The organism is Candidatus Palauibacter sp., from assembly GCF_965216145.1.
Lineage (GTDB): Bacteria > Gemmatimonadota > Gemmatimonadetes > Palauibacterales > Palauibacteraceae > Palauibacter.
This window is the reverse complement of record NZ_OZ244149.1, coordinates 569,064-584,201: the sequence shown is the minus strand read 5'-3', so window position 1 is coordinate 584,201 and position 15,138 is coordinate 569,064. Positions and strand designations below refer to the sequence as shown.

General features: G+C 68.0%; 13 protein-coding genes. 7 read left to right on the top strand and 6 right to left on the bottom strand.

Annotated features, from left to right (window positions below; translation table 11 throughout):
• Window positions 1–685: 685 nt before the first annotated feature.
• Together ACOOHF_RS02520 and ACOOHF_RS02515 are read right to left on the bottom strand one after the other, a co-directional pair.
• Window positions 686–967 (bottom strand): Txe/YoeB family addiction module toxin, encoded by a 282-nt coding sequence (locus ACOOHF_RS02520; RefSeq protein WP_420463239.1) that lies wholly within the window; start codon window positions 965–967, stop codon window positions 686–688.
• Window positions 954–1,238, bottom strand: a complete 285-nt coding sequence (locus ACOOHF_RS02515) for a type II toxin-antitoxin system Phd/YefM family antitoxin (protein WP_420463238.1) — start codon at window positions 1,236–1,238, stop codon at window positions 954–956. The genes ACOOHF_RS02520 and ACOOHF_RS02515 overlap by 14 nt, the downstream gene beginning before the upstream one ends.
• Window positions 1,239–1,414: 176 nt before the next feature.
• Here ACOOHF_RS02515 and ACOOHF_RS02510 point away from each other — a divergent pair, with 176 nt between their 5' ends.
• From ACOOHF_RS02510 to ACOOHF_RS02500, 3 genes are read left to right on the top strand one after another with little or no spacing between them, the layout of a single operon-like run.
• Complete coding sequence (locus ACOOHF_RS02510) at window positions 1,415–3,397, top strand: PQQ-binding-like beta-propeller repeat protein (RefSeq protein ID WP_420463237.1); 1,983 nt, start codon at window positions 1,415–1,417, stop codon at window positions 3,395–3,397.
• 34 nt (window positions 3,398–3,431) lie between these two features.
• Window positions 3,432–4,748 (top strand): acyltransferase family protein, encoded by a 1,317-nt coding sequence (locus ACOOHF_RS02505; RefSeq protein ID WP_420463236.1) that lies wholly within the window; start codon window positions 3,432–3,434, stop codon window positions 4,746–4,748.
• Between the two features lie 26 nt (window positions 4,749–4,774).
• On the top strand, window positions 4,775–7,219 hold the full coding sequence (locus ACOOHF_RS02500; RefSeq protein ID WP_420463235.1) for a choice-of-anchor B family protein: 2,445 nt from the start codon (window positions 4,775–4,777) through the stop codon (window positions 7,217–7,219).
• Between the two features lie 123 nt (window positions 7,220–7,342).
• Here ACOOHF_RS02500 and ACOOHF_RS02495 read toward each other — a convergent pair whose 3' ends face one another.
• Entirely contained in the window at window positions 7,343–8,524 is a 1,182-nt protein-coding gene (locus tag ACOOHF_RS02495; protein WP_420463234.1) for a pyridoxal phosphate-dependent aminotransferase, read from the bottom strand.
• 254 nt (window positions 8,525–8,778) lie between these two features.
• Between ACOOHF_RS02495 and apaG the strand changes: the two genes are divergently transcribed.
• The 4 genes from apaG to ACOOHF_RS02475 all read left to right on the top strand — a co-directional run bounded on the left by apaG (window position 8,779) and on the right by ACOOHF_RS02475 (window position 10,626).
• Complete coding sequence (apaG, locus tag ACOOHF_RS02490; protein ID WP_420463233.1) at window positions 8,779–9,210, top strand: Co2+/Mg2+ efflux protein ApaG; 432 nt, start codon at window positions 8,779–8,781, stop codon at window positions 9,208–9,210.
• Between the two features lie 16 nt (window positions 9,211–9,226).
• The gene (locus tag ACOOHF_RS02485) at window positions 9,227–9,859 is read left to right on the top strand and encodes a TenA family protein (protein WP_420463232.1); all 633 of its coding nucleotides are present in this window, start codon (window positions 9,227–9,229) and stop codon (window positions 9,857–9,859) included.
• Between the two features lie 87 nt (window positions 9,860–9,946).
• Window positions 9,947–10,189 (top strand): FitA-like ribbon-helix-helix domain-containing protein, encoded by a 243-nt coding sequence (locus ACOOHF_RS02480; RefSeq protein ID WP_419934503.1) that lies wholly within the window; start codon window positions 9,947–9,949, stop codon window positions 10,187–10,189.
• Window positions 10,186–10,626: a type II toxin-antitoxin system VapC family toxin gene (locus ACOOHF_RS02475; RefSeq protein ID WP_420463231.1), complete on the top strand. Its 441-nt coding sequence runs from the start codon at window positions 10,186–10,188 to the stop codon at window positions 10,624–10,626. Before ACOOHF_RS02480 ends, ACOOHF_RS02475 begins: the two co-directional genes overlap by 4 nt.
• A gap of 61 nt (window positions 10,627–10,687) precedes the next feature.
• On the opposite strand, the gene ACOOHF_RS02470 is transcribed toward ACOOHF_RS02475, so the two are convergent.
• The 3 genes from ACOOHF_RS02470 to ACOOHF_RS02460 all read right to left on the bottom strand — a co-directional run bounded on the left by ACOOHF_RS02470 (window position 10,688) and on the right by ACOOHF_RS02460 (window position 14,932).
• Window positions 10,688–13,021, bottom strand: a complete 2,334-nt coding sequence (locus ACOOHF_RS02470; RefSeq protein ID WP_420463230.1) for a DUF5916 domain-containing protein — start codon at window positions 13,019–13,021, stop codon at window positions 10,688–10,690.
• A gap of 122 nt (window positions 13,022–13,143) precedes the next feature.
• A complete protein-coding gene (locus tag ACOOHF_RS02465; protein ID WP_420463229.1) occupies window positions 13,144–13,572 on the bottom strand; it encodes a cupredoxin domain-containing protein in 429 nt (142 codons plus the stop codon).
• Between the two features lie 220 nt (window positions 13,573–13,792).
• Complete coding sequence (locus ACOOHF_RS02460) at window positions 13,793–14,932, bottom strand: serine hydrolase (protein ID WP_420463228.1); 1,140 nt, start codon at window positions 14,930–14,932, stop codon at window positions 13,793–13,795.
• Between the last annotated feature and the right edge of the window lie 206 nt (window positions 14,933–15,138).

The window sequence follows — 15,138 nt, the reverse complement described above, 5'->3', positions numbered from 1 at the left end:
ACGCTGGCACGCCTCCGAGCGTCATCTCGATGGTGGCCGGGCCCTTGACTGGCCGAGCCAGCCGGACTTCGGACCTGGAGACGCTCGATGAGACGCCGTGCCGTGCTGTTCATTGCCCTGACCGCGACGGTGGCCTGTAGTGCGGGACGACCCCGGATCATGACACGTCCGGCAAGTGTGCCAGCTGGTGGGATCGACTGCGTGCTCGTGACGTTGCAGCGTCTCGGATACATGATCACGGCCGGCGACCGTTCACTCGGGTTCGTGCGGGCGGAACGTCCCGCACGACCCACGCGTTGGTCATCAAGATCGCGGACCACTGATGTCCTGCTCGTGAACTACGTGACCTCAGGCACGGAAGACGACGCATCGGACGATACGATCTCGGTGAGGGCCTCGCGGAGAAACCTGTCTCCAACCGAACTAGGTCCGACGGCGCAAGCGAAATCCGAAGCCGAGCAGTTGCTGGACCAGTGCGGGGAAAGCCGAACGGGGCCGGGGACCGGCAACCACCCGGACGTCTGAACCGGGCTTACCGTCGACCACGGTCACACACCACCACGGCCGCCGAGGCGCTATGGACGGCATCCTGCGGGTGGTGTGCACGGTTTCCCGCCTCTCTTGCCCCGCTCGAGCGTGATGCGATCCAAGTGGTCCCTGCCCGCAAGAACGCCTTGGCGGGGGGTCAGTAGTGATTGCGCGCGGTGAGGAAGCGGACTTGGCTATCCGTGACTCGGTAGATGAGTCGGTGTTCGCTGTCGATCCGGCGGGACCATCGCCCGCTGAGTTCGCCTCGTAGAGGCTCGGGCTTACCCACGCCGCCGAACGGATCCCTCAGGGTGGCCCGAATCAGCTTGAACACCCGAGATGCCCGCCTGGGGTTCTTGCGAGTCCAATACTCGAGGTCTTTCAAACACCGCAGGGTGAAGACCGCGTTCCGATGCCGCGAGTCTTCACCCCTCTTCAAGGCCCAGCCGCTTGGCCAGTTCGTCAACGTCAATCATTTCTACCTGCCCGCTCTCGTCCTGGGCGATGGCTTCCCTGAGTCTCTGGGCGTTCTTCGGCGAACGGAGCAGGTATGCCGTCTCCATCCACGAACTGAGGTCTTCCGCCGCGATCAGCGCGACCGGCGCCTTGCCTCGACGCCGAATCAGGATCGGTTCGTGCGTGTCGGTGACCTGATCCATGAGCGTGGCGAGGTTCTTGCGGGCCCCGGTGTAGGTGGTCTCCCGAATCATCTCCGACTCCCTCATTCTGTTCGGTATCACTGGTACAGATATCCTGTACCATATTTCCCTGAGCTGGACCAAACCAGTTACCCCTCCCGCGCAGCAAGTTCTCGAACGATCTTGGTAGAACAGAGATACCGGTTGGCCGACAACGCCGGATCAACACGGCAAGGACGGAGGGATCCATGCGAACCAGGCGGCGGAGACTTGGCGTGTTCGCGGCGCTCGTGTTCTCGGCGTGCGCGGACGGTGGAGCCGACAGGCTGCCGCCGCCGAGCGATGAGTGGACGTACTACGGAGGGCAGAACTCTTTCAACCGGTATTCGCCTCTCACGCAGATCGACCGCCAGAGCGTGGCGGCGGTGCAGGTCCTGTGGCGACGGCCCGCGGTCGACGTGGCGCTGACGGCCGAGTTCCCGGACCTGAACGCCAACAGCTACCTGCGCGGGACGCCCGTCCTCGTCGACGGGACGCTGTATGCGCCCAATGGCGTCGGGCTCGTCGAGGCCTTCGATCCGGGGACGGGCGAGACGCGCTGGATCCAGCGACCGGAGTCCGAGGAGGACGCGCGCGGGCGGAGCTTCCGCGGCGTCGCCTACTGGCGCGGCTCCAGCCTGAGCGATGGGGACGATGGCGCCGGTGGCGATGGCGGAGACGGCGAATCCGCCGGCCGGATCATCTCGGTGCGCGGCCCTTCGATGCACGCGCTCGATGCGCGGACTGGGGAACCCATCGCGTCGTTCGGAGACGGCGGGCGGGTGGACCTCGAACTTCCGGCCGGGGGACGGTTCGGCTGGAGTTCGGGGCCGATCGTGGTGGGCGACGTCATCGTTGTGGCGGGGACCGTGGACGGGGCGGGGGATGGGGGCACGGAGTGGCGGGGAAGCGTCCGGGAGGACGTGCGCGGCTTTGACGCCCGCACGGGCCGCCTCGTGTGGACGTTCCATGTGATTCCGGAAGCGGACGAGTTCGGGGCGGACACCTGGGGCGACGGGTCGCTCGCGGAGTCGGGAGACCTGGGATCGTGGTGCTGCCTGAGCGCGGACGACGAACTGGGCTACGTCTACGTGCCGCTCTCGGCGCCGACTTCCGCCTACTACGGGGGGCACCGGCCCGGCGACAACCTGTTCTCGAACAGTCTGGTGGCGCTCGACGCGGCGACGGGTGAGCGGGTGTGGCACTACCAGATGGTGCACCACGACATCTGGGAGTACGACACGGTGGGCCCGCCTGTGCTGGGCCGGATCCACGTGGATGGGCGCGCGGTCGACGCGGTGATGCAGGCGAGCAAGACGGCCTTCCTCTACACCTTCGACCGCCGGACGGGTGAGCCGGTGTGGCCGATCGAGGAGGTCGAGGTGCCGCAGTCGGAGGTGCCCGGCGAGGCCACCTCTCCCACGCAGCCGATCCCGAGCCGGCCGGCCGCGTTCGACCGCCAGGGGGTCACGCCGGAAGACGTGATCGACTTCACGCCCGAGATCCGCGAGCGGGCGCTCGCGCTGGCCGACTCGCTCATCATGGGACCGCTCTTCACCCCGCCGATCCAGAAGGGCACGGTGGAAGGGAAGATCGGGACCTACGTCATCCCCGGCGCATGGGGGGCGGGGAACTGGAACACCGGCGCCTTCGACCCCGAGACGGGCGTCTACTACGCGGTGTCGCACACGTTGCCGAACGTCTGGAGTTTGTCCGAGATCTCCGAGCCGGACGAGATGGAGTACGGGACGCAGGGCGGATGGCCCCGCGCCGAGATCGACGGGCTGCCGCTGGTGAAGCCGCCCTGGGGACGGATCACGGCGATCGACATGAACCGCGGCGAGCACCTCTGGATGGCCGCCAACGGCGACGGTCCCAACGACCATCCGCTCCTGGAGGGTCTGGATCTTCCCCCGCTCGGGAACGCGAACCGGCCGGCGCCGCTCGTCACGGGATCGCTGCTCTTCATCGGCGAGGGGAGCGACGCGGTCATCGGGACGCCGGGCACGCACTGGGGGACGACCTTCCGCGCCTATGACAAGGCGACGGGAGACGTGGTGTGGGAGACGGAACTTCCCTCCGGGACGACGGGCGGGCCGATGACGTACCTGCACGAGGGGAAGCAGTACATCGTGGTCGCGGTCGGGGGCAGCGAGCATCCGGCCGAGTACGTCGCGCTGGGTCTGCCGTGAGCCGAGTTGTGGGCCGCGCCGGGGTGTGTGTGCCGTGACCGGCCTCTGGTCGCGGGCGGCGGCGGTGGCGGCGCAGACGCCGGCCTCGCGCAACCGTTACGTGGACTTCCTGCGCGCCCTCTCGATCGGCGCCGTGGTGATCGGACACTGGATCGTGGCGGCACCGTACACGGGCGGGGGCGAGATCACGCTCTCGAACGTGCTCGAGTACCAGCCGTGGACGCGCTGGCTCACGTGGGTTTTTCAGGTGATGCCGATCTTCTTCCTGGTCGGCGGCTACTCGAACGGCGTGTCGTGGCAGTCGGCCAGCGACAAAGGCAAGAGCTACGCGGAGTGGCTGGAGGCGCGGCTCCGGCGCCTGCTCGGTCCGGTCCTGGCGCTCCTCGCGGTGTGGGTGCTGCTCGGCGTCGGCATGGGATTCGGGGGCACGGAGGCGACGCTGGTGGGCGGCCTGTCGCAGATGGCGCTGATCCCGATCTGGTTCCTCGCCGTCTACATCCTGGTCGTGCTCGTCGTGCCTCTGACGTACGCGGCCTGGCGTCGGTACGGGCTGCTCTCCTTCTGGGTGCTCGTCGCCGCTGCGATCCTCGACGACGTGCTTTTCCTCGCCGCCGACCTGACCGTTGTGGGCTGGGCCAACTACGCCTTCATCTGGGTCGCCGTCCATCAGTTGGGTTACGCGTGGCGCGACGGGTACACAGCGGGACTCCGCAGGGGTGCGGCGTGGGCCGCCCTCGGAGGCGCGGCGCTGGTGGCGATGGTGACGCTCGGCCCGTATCCGGTCAGCATGGTGAGCGTACCGGGCGATGAGATCAGCAACTCTCTGCCGCCGAAGTTGCCCATGCTGGCGTTGGCGCTGGTACACACCGGGCTGCTCCTCTCGATCGAGGGCCCGATGCGGCGCTGGCTGGATCGCGCGGTGCCGTGGACGGCTACCGTGCTCGTGAACGGGATGATCATGACGGTCTTCCTGTGGCACCTGACGGCCGCCACGCTGGTCGTCGGCGCGGCGTTCCTGCTGGGGGACGTGGGCCTCGGCGTCGACCCCGGCACCGGAGGATGGTGGGCCGTCCGGCCGCTGTGGCTCGCGGTTTACGCGGTGGCGCTGGTCCCGTGCGTGCTCGCCTTCGGGCGCTTCGAGCGCAGCGGGGGCGGGGGGCGCACTCGTCCGGGCTGGCTGCTCGCAGGGGGCGCGGCCGTGGCCTGTGCCGGGCTGGCGCTGCTCGCCCTCGAGGGCGTCGCGGCGGACGGTGCCGGCCCGCTCGGTCTCAGGCTGTGGGTGCTGGCACTGCCTTTCGTCGGCGCCGCGCTGGCCGGCGTGAACCCGCTGGCGGGCGCCCGCGCCGGTTGATCGCCGATCATTCCTTGGAGGTAACGATGCGTAAGAGAAGGCTCCCGCTTCTGATCTGCGGTTTGTTTGCGGCACCCCAGGTCGCGTCGGCGCAGACGTTGCCGCCGGCAGCGGGCGCGGCGGCACTTCCGGCCTCGGGCTTCGCGGCTTCGATCGCCCTCGTCGGCGAGGACGTTCTCGTGTCGCGCACCGGCGCCGAACTCCGGCTCGCCACCTACCCCGAGCCGGGCGGTGTGTACGTTTACCGCCGCGACGAAGCGGGGGACTGGAGCATCGCGAACGTCCTGAGGCCGATGGTCAGCGAAGTGGGTGACCAGTTCGGGGCCAGCATCGCCTGGTCCGGCGACTGGTTGGTCATCGGGGCGCCTGGCGCGATCGGCATGCAGGGCGCAGCCCACTTCTTCCAACGTTATTCCGACTCCTGGGTCGAGCGAAGCAGGTTCTTCATCGCGGAGGGACAACGTGCGGGTGCTGGAAGCGCGATCGCGATCGCCGGCGAAACCGTCTTTATCGGCGCACCCGGCGGACTGGGCGACCTGACGCGCTTCGGTCAGCCCGCGCCGCCGCAGCCCGGCGGCGTCCATATCTCTTCGACGGTGCGGGACGAAGCGCGGCTGTTTCGGGGCGTGTCGACAGCTCCTGAAGCGGAAGGTTCCGACAGATTCGGTGCCGCTCTGGCCGCCGCCGAGGGCAGGCTGTTCGTGGGGGCCCCCGGTACGAACGAAAACCGGGGCGCCGTCCATCTCTACGAAGAGTCGGGCGACGACTGGCGGCATACCGGATCCTTCACGTTGGACGACGGCCTCCCGGGCGATCGGCTGGGTGCCTCGCTCGCGTTCGACGGGACGACGCTCTTCGTGGGCGCGTCTGGTCGCGCCGGCGGTGGCACGGTGGCCGCGTTCGACCCTGATGGCACGTCGTCCCCGGCCCGAGTTCTGACCCCCCCGGCGGGATCGGAGGCCGCGGGCTTCGGGGCCGCGCTAACCGTGGCCGACGGGACACTGTGGGTCGGTGCGCCTCGCACGGCCTCGGCCGCCGGAGCCGCCTACGCCTTCGATGCCGCGTCGTTTCAACTCGTCCAGACCTTCGACGAGCCGCCCTTCGGTCCGGGCGCGTCGTTCGGCTCCAGCTTTGCCGTGGCTGGCGACCTCGCCGTCATCGGGGCGGGACAGGCGGACCTCCGGCTCGGCGCGGCCGCGGTGTTCGAGCGTTCCTCCCTGGCCGCCGACTGGGAGATGTCGTCCACGCTGCGCGATCCGGAGCGACCGAGCATGACCGCCGTGTCGGGCGAGACCGTGAGTTGCGAGGAGGGGACCGCGCTCGACTACGCGTGCGCGGAAGTGGATCTCGTGGCCTTCCTTCCGCTCGACCAACTAGGCGCGGGACCGGCGTCGATCGCGAACGACATCTGGGGCTGGACCGACCCGCAGACCGGACGTGAGTACGCGCTGCTCGGCAAGTCCAACGGCACCTCCTTCGTCGACATCACCAACCCCAACGCGCCGGTGTATGTGGGGGAGTTGCCTCTCACCGAGGGGGCGGTCGAGAACCTGTGGCGCGACATCAAGACCTACGCCGACCACGCGTACATCGTCGCGGACGGGGCGGGCGCGCACGGAGTCCAGATCTTCGATCTCACCCAGCTGCGGGAGGTTCGCGATCCCCCCGTTCTGTTCGAGGAGAGCGCCCACTACGACGGCGTGTTCAGCTCGCACAACATCGTCATCAACGAGGCGACCGGGTTCGCCCACGCCGTGGGCAGCAGCGGGGGCGGGGAAGCGTGCGGCGGAGGCCTCCACATGATCGACATCCGCGATCCCCTGAACCCCCGCTTCGCAGGCTGCTTCGCGGACCCGAACACCGGCGGCTTCCTGGGGGGCGGCTACACCCACGACGCACAGTGCGTGGTCTATCATGGACCCGACGAGAACTTCGTCGGGCGCGAGATCTGCTTCCACGCGTCGGTCAATGCGCTCGGGATCTCCGACATCACGGACAAGGACCAGCCGGTCGCGCTGGCGAAGATGGACTATCCCGGGTACGTGGCGGCCCACCAGGGCTGGCTGACGGACGACCACCGGTACTTCTTCATGGGCGACGAACTCGACGAAGAGTCGGGGACCGTGGCAAACACGCGGACGCTCGTATGGGACGTGGCGGAACTTGACGATCCCGTGCTCGCGTCGGAGTACTTCGCGGAAACGCGTTCGATCGACCACAACCAGTACGTGCGCGGCGATTTTCTCTACCAGTCCAACCTGCTGAGCGGACTCCGGATCCTCGACATCCGGGACCCGGAAAATCCGGTCGAGGTGGCGTTCTTCGACACGGTCCCGCACGATGACGACGCGACGGCGTTCGGCGGCACGTGGAGCAACTACCCGTTCTTCGAGAGCGGGGTGATCGCGGTGTCGAGTTGGGGCGAGGGTCTGTTCCTGCTCAGGAAGCGCGAGTCCGTCCTCGTTCCGTAACGGAAGCCCCTACGGAACCAAGGACCGACAAAGCAACGGGGGGCCGACCGTGCGGTCGCGCCCCCCCTGTCGCTACGGCTTCCGGCTGGCTCGACACCAGCCGGCGGCTCCCACCGCTGCCGGCTACGAGCGGCTGTTGCTGTCCGCCGCGGTCATGCCATCGGGGAAGATCTCGTTCCATGCCGTCATGAAGCGCTTCATCTCGTCTTCCGTCCCGACCGAGACCCGCAGATGGTCGAGCATCGGCGGAAAATCTCGACCCACGGCCACATCATACTTGCGGAACTCGGCCCTCACCTCCGCAGCCGGACGTCCCGTGTGGACCATGAAGAAGTTGGTCTCGGACGGAAGCACCTTGAACCCCTGTCCCTGCAGCTCCGATACCGTCTGGTTGCGCAGGGCGATCGTGGTCTCCCTGACCCACCGTTCGGACTCGTGGTCCTGCAGTGCCGCGACCCCGCCCCACTTGACGAGCGCGTTGACGCTGCCGGTGGCGTAGCCCCGCATCTGGTCGATCATGTCCGGCGGCGCGATCCCGTAGCCGAGACGCAGGCCCGCCATCCCGTAGATCTTCGAGAAGGTTCGCGTCACCAGCACCTTCCGGCCTTCCTTGATGTAGGGGATGGCCGAAGCGTAACCCGGGTCCTCGACGAAGTGGTGGTAGGCTTCGTCGATGAGGACGGGGATGTCCTCGGGGATCCCGTCGAGCAGGCGGCGGATGTCGTCATCGGGCACGACGACGCCGGTGGGATTGTTGGGATTGACGATGTAGACCATCCCGACATCCCGATAGTTGCGGTTCGTGACCGCGATCAGGTCGTCGATGTCCTGGGTGTGGTCGGGCAGGAGCGGACGCGCGATCACATCGGCGTCGATGCCGGATGCGACCTGGTAGACGGTCAGGTACGTAGGCGACACGCCGACGACCTTCTCTTCGTGACGGAGGAACGCGAGGCCCGCCGCGCGCAGGGTCTCGCCGGAGCCCGCGTTGATCATGACATGGTCCGTCCCGACGCCGTGCTGCTCCGCGATCTTCTCGAGGATGTCGCCGTCGGGGTAGCCGTACCGGTTCGAGTACTTCCAGGCTCCCTGCATCGCCTCCATCATCTTCTCCGACGGCCCATACGGGTTCTCGTTGGAGGAGAGCTTGGCGAGGTCGTCATATGGATCGAGCGGGGCCAGACCCTTCGGGGGAGGCCGCAGCCCGCTCCCGAGCGCCGTTTGCGGGCTCAGGCCGAGGACGCCCAGCGCCGCGGCGGTGCCGCCCATGAATCGTCGGCGTGATACGGTAGACTCCGGTTTCATCGCTGCCTCCGTTTCCTGTCACCTGCTTGTCGCTTAGTGCGTGCGCGACCCGGACGAACCGCGCCATGCATACTGTGCGACACGGGACGGGGTGGACGCAACGGCGGCCGCGGATCGGCCCCGCGTCCGATACTGGCCCCGGCCTCCCGCTAGGGGTCGACCGAGCGCGGGCGGACTGGCCCGAAGCGTCTTGTAATTCCTAGGTTTACGGTTCCTCCGCCATTGCGGGTACCCGACTTCACCGGAAAGACGGCATGTCCTCCAATCACACCAGGCCAGACGCGGGCGGTCCGCCGATCGAACCGGACGCGATGGCGATCACGGTGAAGCCGGTATACGCGAGCGAGCACTCCGATCCCCGCGCCTGGCAGTACGTCTTCGTGTACCACGTCACGATCGAGAACGTGGGTGCCGACGCGGCGCAACTCTTCTGGCGTCACTGGCTGATCCACGACATCGTCGCCGGCGACCACGAAGTCGAGGGAGAAGGCGTCGTGGGCGAGTCTCCGGTGCTCGGGCCGGGCGACTCGCACCGGTACCACAGCTTCTGCGTGCTCCGGGGTCCGACGGGTCACATGGAGGGGTTCTACCACTTCCGGCGGCGCGACGGGTCCGAGTTTCGCGCCCCGATCCCGCGCTTTCACTTCCACGCGCCCCCGGAGGCCGTGGGCACCCTGTTCAGCTAGCAGGGCTCCGAGGCGCATGGCAGAACCGCTGCACCGGGCGCTGTGGGCCCGGAACGCCGGCCTCGCCGAGGCCTGCCTCCGCTCCCGATTCGTGCGCGGCCTCGCCGATGGAACGCTCGACCCCGAGGCGTTCCGGCGCTACGTGGCCCAGGACGCCTTCTTCCTGCGCGCCTTCTTCAGCGCGTATGCGCTGGCCGCCGCCCGCGCCGCCGCCCGCATCGAGGTCGCCCGCCGCCTGCACGCCCTCATGCAGGGTGTGCTCGATGAACTCGAGCTTCACCGCGCGTACGCCGAACGTCTGGAGATCGACCTCGAGGACGTGACGCCGAACGCCGCCGCGCAGGGCTACACGGACTTCCTCGCGAGGACGGCCTGGCATGCGGGGGTGGGCGAGATCCTCGCCGCGATGACGCCGTGCATGCGGCTGTACGCCTGGCTGGGGCAGCGGCTGTCCGCGGGCGATCACGAGGGGAACCCCTACCGGGAGTGGATCGACACCTACGCCTCCGACGAGTTCGAGGCCCTCGCCGCGGAACTCGAGGGACTGCTGGACGAACTGGCCGCCGACATCCCCGCGCCGGCCGAGGCCGCCTACGCCGAGGCGATGCGCCACGAACTCGCCTTCTTCGAGGCCTTCGCCGACGGTTAGAGGCCCGAAGGTTCTCGCCGCTCATTCCTCGGCTTGCTATCAACGCTAGCAAGTCATTACTCTTGTCGCAACCAAGAGGCATGACGCATGGCGAACATCACGATCCGCAACCTGGACGACGACATTCGAACCCGCCTGCGAGTGCGGGCGGCGGGCAACGGCCATTCGATGGAGGAGGAAGTGAGGCAGATCCTTCGCAAGGCCGTGGGACGCGCGGGGAGATCCCGAGATCTCACGAGCATCATCCGCTCCCACTTCGGGCCGACGAACGGAGTGGACCTGGAGTTGCCGCCGCGGGAGTCGGGGCGCGAGCCGCCTTCCTTCGAGTGAGTTCGCGGGCCATGGGCACGCTGCTCGACACGAACGTCGTCTCCGAACTGATCCGCACGTCGCCCGAGCCCGCCGTCGCGGCTTGGGCCTCGGGCCATCTCGTAGAGGACTTGTTCTTTTCGGCGGTGAGCGAGGCGGAGTTGCGCTACGGCGTGGCGATCCTCCCGGTGGGCCGCCGCCGCGACACGCTGTTGTTCGAGATCGAGGCCATGCTTCGGGACGCCTTCGAGGACCGGGTGCTCCCCTTCGACAGCGATGCCGCTCGCGCGTACGGCCACATTGCGGCCAAGCGCCGCTCCTCCGGGCGTCCTGTTTCGCCGGCGGACTGCCAGATCGCGGCGATCGCGGCATCTCGCCGCATGACGGTGGCGACGCGCAACGTTCGTGATTTCGAGGGCATGGGTATCGAAATCGTGGATCCTTGGGCAGCGACTTGAGCGCCCCGACCAAACCGGCGTACCGAGATGCCGGAAGGGGCCTCCGCCGCGAGCACCGCCGTCAGAAGCGGTAGGTGTAGTTCAGCTTCACCGCGGCCCCGCGCGAAAACGTCTGCAGCTGCAGCCACTCCGGGTCGGTCGGCTGATCGAGCAGTCCAGACTCGAGATTCCGCCAGTTGTGCGTATAGACGAGGAAGAGGTCGTTGCCGGGCTTGAGGATCCAGCGAAACCGCATGAAGAGGCCCAGCACGCGGCTCACATCGTCGTACTGGAACTGGTTCGTGAGGCCGATCCACGGGGTCGGGTCCCAGCTTCCCTCGAGGCGGTAGAGGTTGGTGACGAAGGTCCCCTCCGGGAGGGCGACGGCGTTGCGCTCGAAGCCGGTCTCGAAGTTGATCCCGGGGTTGGGCCGGAAGTTGGCGTTCACGTCGACCCGCGCCCGCTCCCCGCTCCAGAACCCCCCGTAGTTCACGCCGCCACGGACCGATACCGCGCGGCGGCTCGTGGTGCGCCCGCGGAGACGGTACTCCCAGTTCGTGTAGTCACCGGGGGCGATGTCGATGCCGTCGCTGACCTCGAAGCTCCTGTCGAGAAACTCGTACGTCCGCACCGCCTCGAGGCTGAGGTTGTCTCCGCTCTCGAAGTCGATTTCCAGCGCGTTGAGCTGGATTTCCTGCTCTTCGAGAATCCCGGTCTCCAGTTCCCACAGGTTCCGCAGCTGGACGGAGAACTGCAGTTGCCGGATCCAGTCGATGGCGGGCCGCGGAGACCAGCCGATCCGGGGCTCCAGGCGCCGGAAGTCGTTTCGCTGCACGAACCCCACGGCGGGGCTGTAGTCGTCGCCGAATTCGCGGTAGGAGACATGTCCCGACCAGATGTCGTTCGGGAAATTGATCCGGCCGCCCCAGGCGGAGAGATCCTGAAACGACCGGGTCGCCGTCGGGTCGGGGTTGGAGTTCCAGACGACGAAGGCCTCGACCTCGAAGTTGTTCCGGCCGAGAAAGCTCCGGGTCCGGTAGTCCATGTCCGCGCCGAGCGTGTGCCGGTCCACGGGCGCGAAGCCCAGCGAATCGGCGGCGGTCGTGCGCTGGGTGTAGATCGCTCCGATCGAGGACTGTTCGAGGAGCGGGACCCGGGCCCGGGCCACCGTGAAGGACTCGCGCTCGAACCGAAGGAAGTCCTCCGGCCGCGGCGCGCCCGGATCCTCGAGTTCAGTCTCGGCGAGGTAGGAGTGAGTGCCCGTACCCATCTGGTAGAAGCCGAGGTCGACGCCGGCGAACTGTCCCGTGAGGCGCAGTCCGTAGTCGATGGGAACCTGCTGGCCGCCCTCGATTCCGATGCGTCGCGAGAAGAAGGGCTGCGGACCGCTCCGCGACGCGAACGTGAACACGCTGGACCCTTCCAGGAAGAAGTCCCGGCGCTCGGGGAAACGGAGCGGGAACCGGGTCAGGTTGACCCGCCGCTGGTCGCTCTCCACCTCGGCGAAGTCCGTGTTCAGGCTGAAGGAAGCGCGCAGGCTGGGCGTCACGCTGTAGTTGAGGTCCAGGCTGAGGTCGCGCGGGAAGGTGGTGGGGTCGGCGTCGCCGGGCGTATGGCGCCAGCTCCCGATCCCGGAGGCGACCGCTTCGAGGCCGATCCCCTGGGAGAGGCCCTCGAGTCCCGCCAGCTCTCCGGCGAACACGAGACGGTTCAGGCCTTCGTTCCGGCGGTAGCCGCGCCACAGGACCTCCTCGTTGTTGCGCCGGATGGAGCGCTGGAAGTTGATGCCCCAGCTGCTGTCTTCCGCGTTGAAGTTGAGCGTCCGGAAGGGGATCCGGATCTCCGCCGACCAGCCGTCGTCCCGGCGGGCGGTCCTGACGTCCCAGATCCCGTCCCAGGAGCGGTTGAACCCGCCGAAACCGCCGCCTCCGCCCCCGCCTCCGCCACCCCTGCCCGCACCCGAGACCAGGCCGTCGCTGAGTACGCCCGCCGCGTTCGTCTCGAAGTAGTAGCCGGTACGGCCGTCGCGGAACGTGTCGAGCACCCAGGCGAAACGATCGTCGGTGAACAGGAAGGCGTCGCGCGCCCGCTGCCGCGCGAGAATCCGGTCGGGATCATCGAACAGGATCGCCGCGATGTAGAGGTTGTTCCGGTCGTACGCGATCCGGACCTCGGTGTCCTGCGACGGCGGACCGCCCTCGACGGGTTCCTGCTGGGTGAAGTCGCGGATCGCCGTGGCCCGCTCCCAGGCGGACTCCTCCACGCGGCCGTCGAGGTCGATGCGCTCGTCTTCGGTCAGCCGCGTAGCCTGAAGGGGCGGACCGTTCCCGCCCTGGGCGGAGGCGACTGCCGGCGCGGCGGCCAGCGGCATGAGGGCGAGCAGGCCGGACACGAGAAGAAGCCGGGGGGGACGCAACGGTCCCGTCGACGCCGAGATGATGGCCGAGTCCTCTCTCCGGGGCTGGTCGGTGGCCAGACGTCCGATAGGGCGAGGCCAGAAAGAGGACAACCGGCGCTCCATGAAGGTTGAATGCGCGGTCAGGTCACGATGATCCGCGCGTCCAGCATGATGCTCGGGTGCGTGGCGCAGTGGTACGTGTACGTGCCCTGGACGGTCGGCGTCACCGTGAACGTGTCGTCGTTGCTGATCGTGCCGCTGTCGAAGGCTCGCGCGCCGGAGGGCACGTCGGTCGATGTCACCGTATGGGGATTCGCGCCGACATGCCGCCAGCCAACGGTCTCACCGCTGCGAATCGCGACCTCCGCCTCCGTGTTGCGGCGGCCGTCGGGGTCGACGAAGGCGTTGTCCTCGATCATGACGGTCACGTTGGCGCCCGGCACGGCGCCCGGCGGCGGGGGCGGGGGCGGAGGCGGAGGTGGCGGAGCCGCGGTCGGCGCCTCGCTGTCTCCGCAGGATGCCAGGGCCAGCATGGCCGGGACGGCGGTCAGGAACTCACGTCGTCGCATGGATTGTTCTCCTCCCCTGTGTGATCGTCGTATGTGATCGGCAGCGCCGAAGCGGGTTCGAAACCTCGACGCCCGCCGTGCGTACTATGTCCCGTTCGTAAAGAAGGTTCCGTAGCGGCTCAACACTGTCGGGAGAGAGGTGTGAACGGCAAGAAGTGGAAGATCTGCGGGAACGGCAAGCGGACCGACGCCTGAGCCGGGCAGCAGGAGTTCGAGGCCGTCAGGTGATGCAGGGGGCGCCGAACCGTCTCGCGACGGCGATCGCGGCGCCTCGGCCCCGGAATTCCTCCAGGAAGTAGTCGTACAGCAGGCGGGTCATCTCGGAGATCGTACGCTCCCGGCGCGATGTCGTGCGTCGCAGCGTATTGACGAACACCGAGACGATCAAATGCCCCGCTCCCTCAGGTAGCGCGACGATCCCCACATCGTTGATGGCCCCGGCCATCGTGCCGGTCTTGTGCGCGACGAAGGTCGAGCGCGGCAGTCGTCCCCGCATTCTGCTTCGCCCCGCTCCGGTCCGGCTCAGCACATCCAGAATCCAGGCCCGGGACTCGAGGCTCAGCCCTCTCCCTTCGTGAATTGCGAGCAGGAGGTCCGTCATCCCGTCGGGCGTCGCCGTGTCGCGGGGATCCGTCCCGTAGCGTTCCCGCGCGGCCTGCCGGTGCGTTTCGGGCAGGGCGTCCCGCATGCGGAAATACTGGTATCGATACAGCTCGCTCTCGGGAATGGTGTCGGGCAGGCCCACCAGATCCGCGAACGTGCGGGCCTCCGAGCGGTCGACCTCGACCCCCGTCACGCCCAGTTCGCGGACCCACCGCGTGGCCGCCCCGGGTCCGCCGGACATATTGAGAATCACATCGGTGGCGGTGTTGTCGGACGCCGAGAGCATGAGTACGAAGAGGCTGTCCACCGTACGGCGCACCGAACGCGCGCCCGACCATTCGGCGAGCGGACTGTGCCCTGCCCGAAACTCTTGCGTCGTGACCACGATCGTGTCGGCGGGGTCGATTTCCCCGAGGTCGACCCGGCGCAGGAACTCGAGCGCCATCGGGACCTTCGAGACGCTGGCCATCGGGAAGCGACTGTCTCCGTTGAACGCGATGCGCGCCCCCGATTCCACGTGAAGCGCCGAGATGCCCGCTTCGTCACCGACCCGTCGAGCGATGCGTCGGAGCCCTTCACCGATCGAGTCGGGCACCACGCACGCCGCACCGGGGGACGGCATCTCCGGAAACGACGGGTTAAGCGGATCCTGGGCGACGACGTTGCCCGAAGAGAGAAGCGGGAAGGCACCGAGGACGAGTATCCGCGCGGGAACCCGGACTCGTCGCCGGAAGCCGCCGACCGGTCTGCTAGTCATGAATCCCGGACATGCTTGCGCGCCTTCACCCCCCCGAGATGCGCGGCCGAAGTCCCTTGCCTCCTGTTGAGAACATCCGTCGGGACGAAACGTTGTATCGGGCGGCCCGTAACGCATGGCGCAGGAACGCGGCCCCGTGTAGTCTGCCTCCCCCTTGCACCCCTTCTGACTCCGACGCCGCGACGCGGAAACGGCCGCCGAGGTCG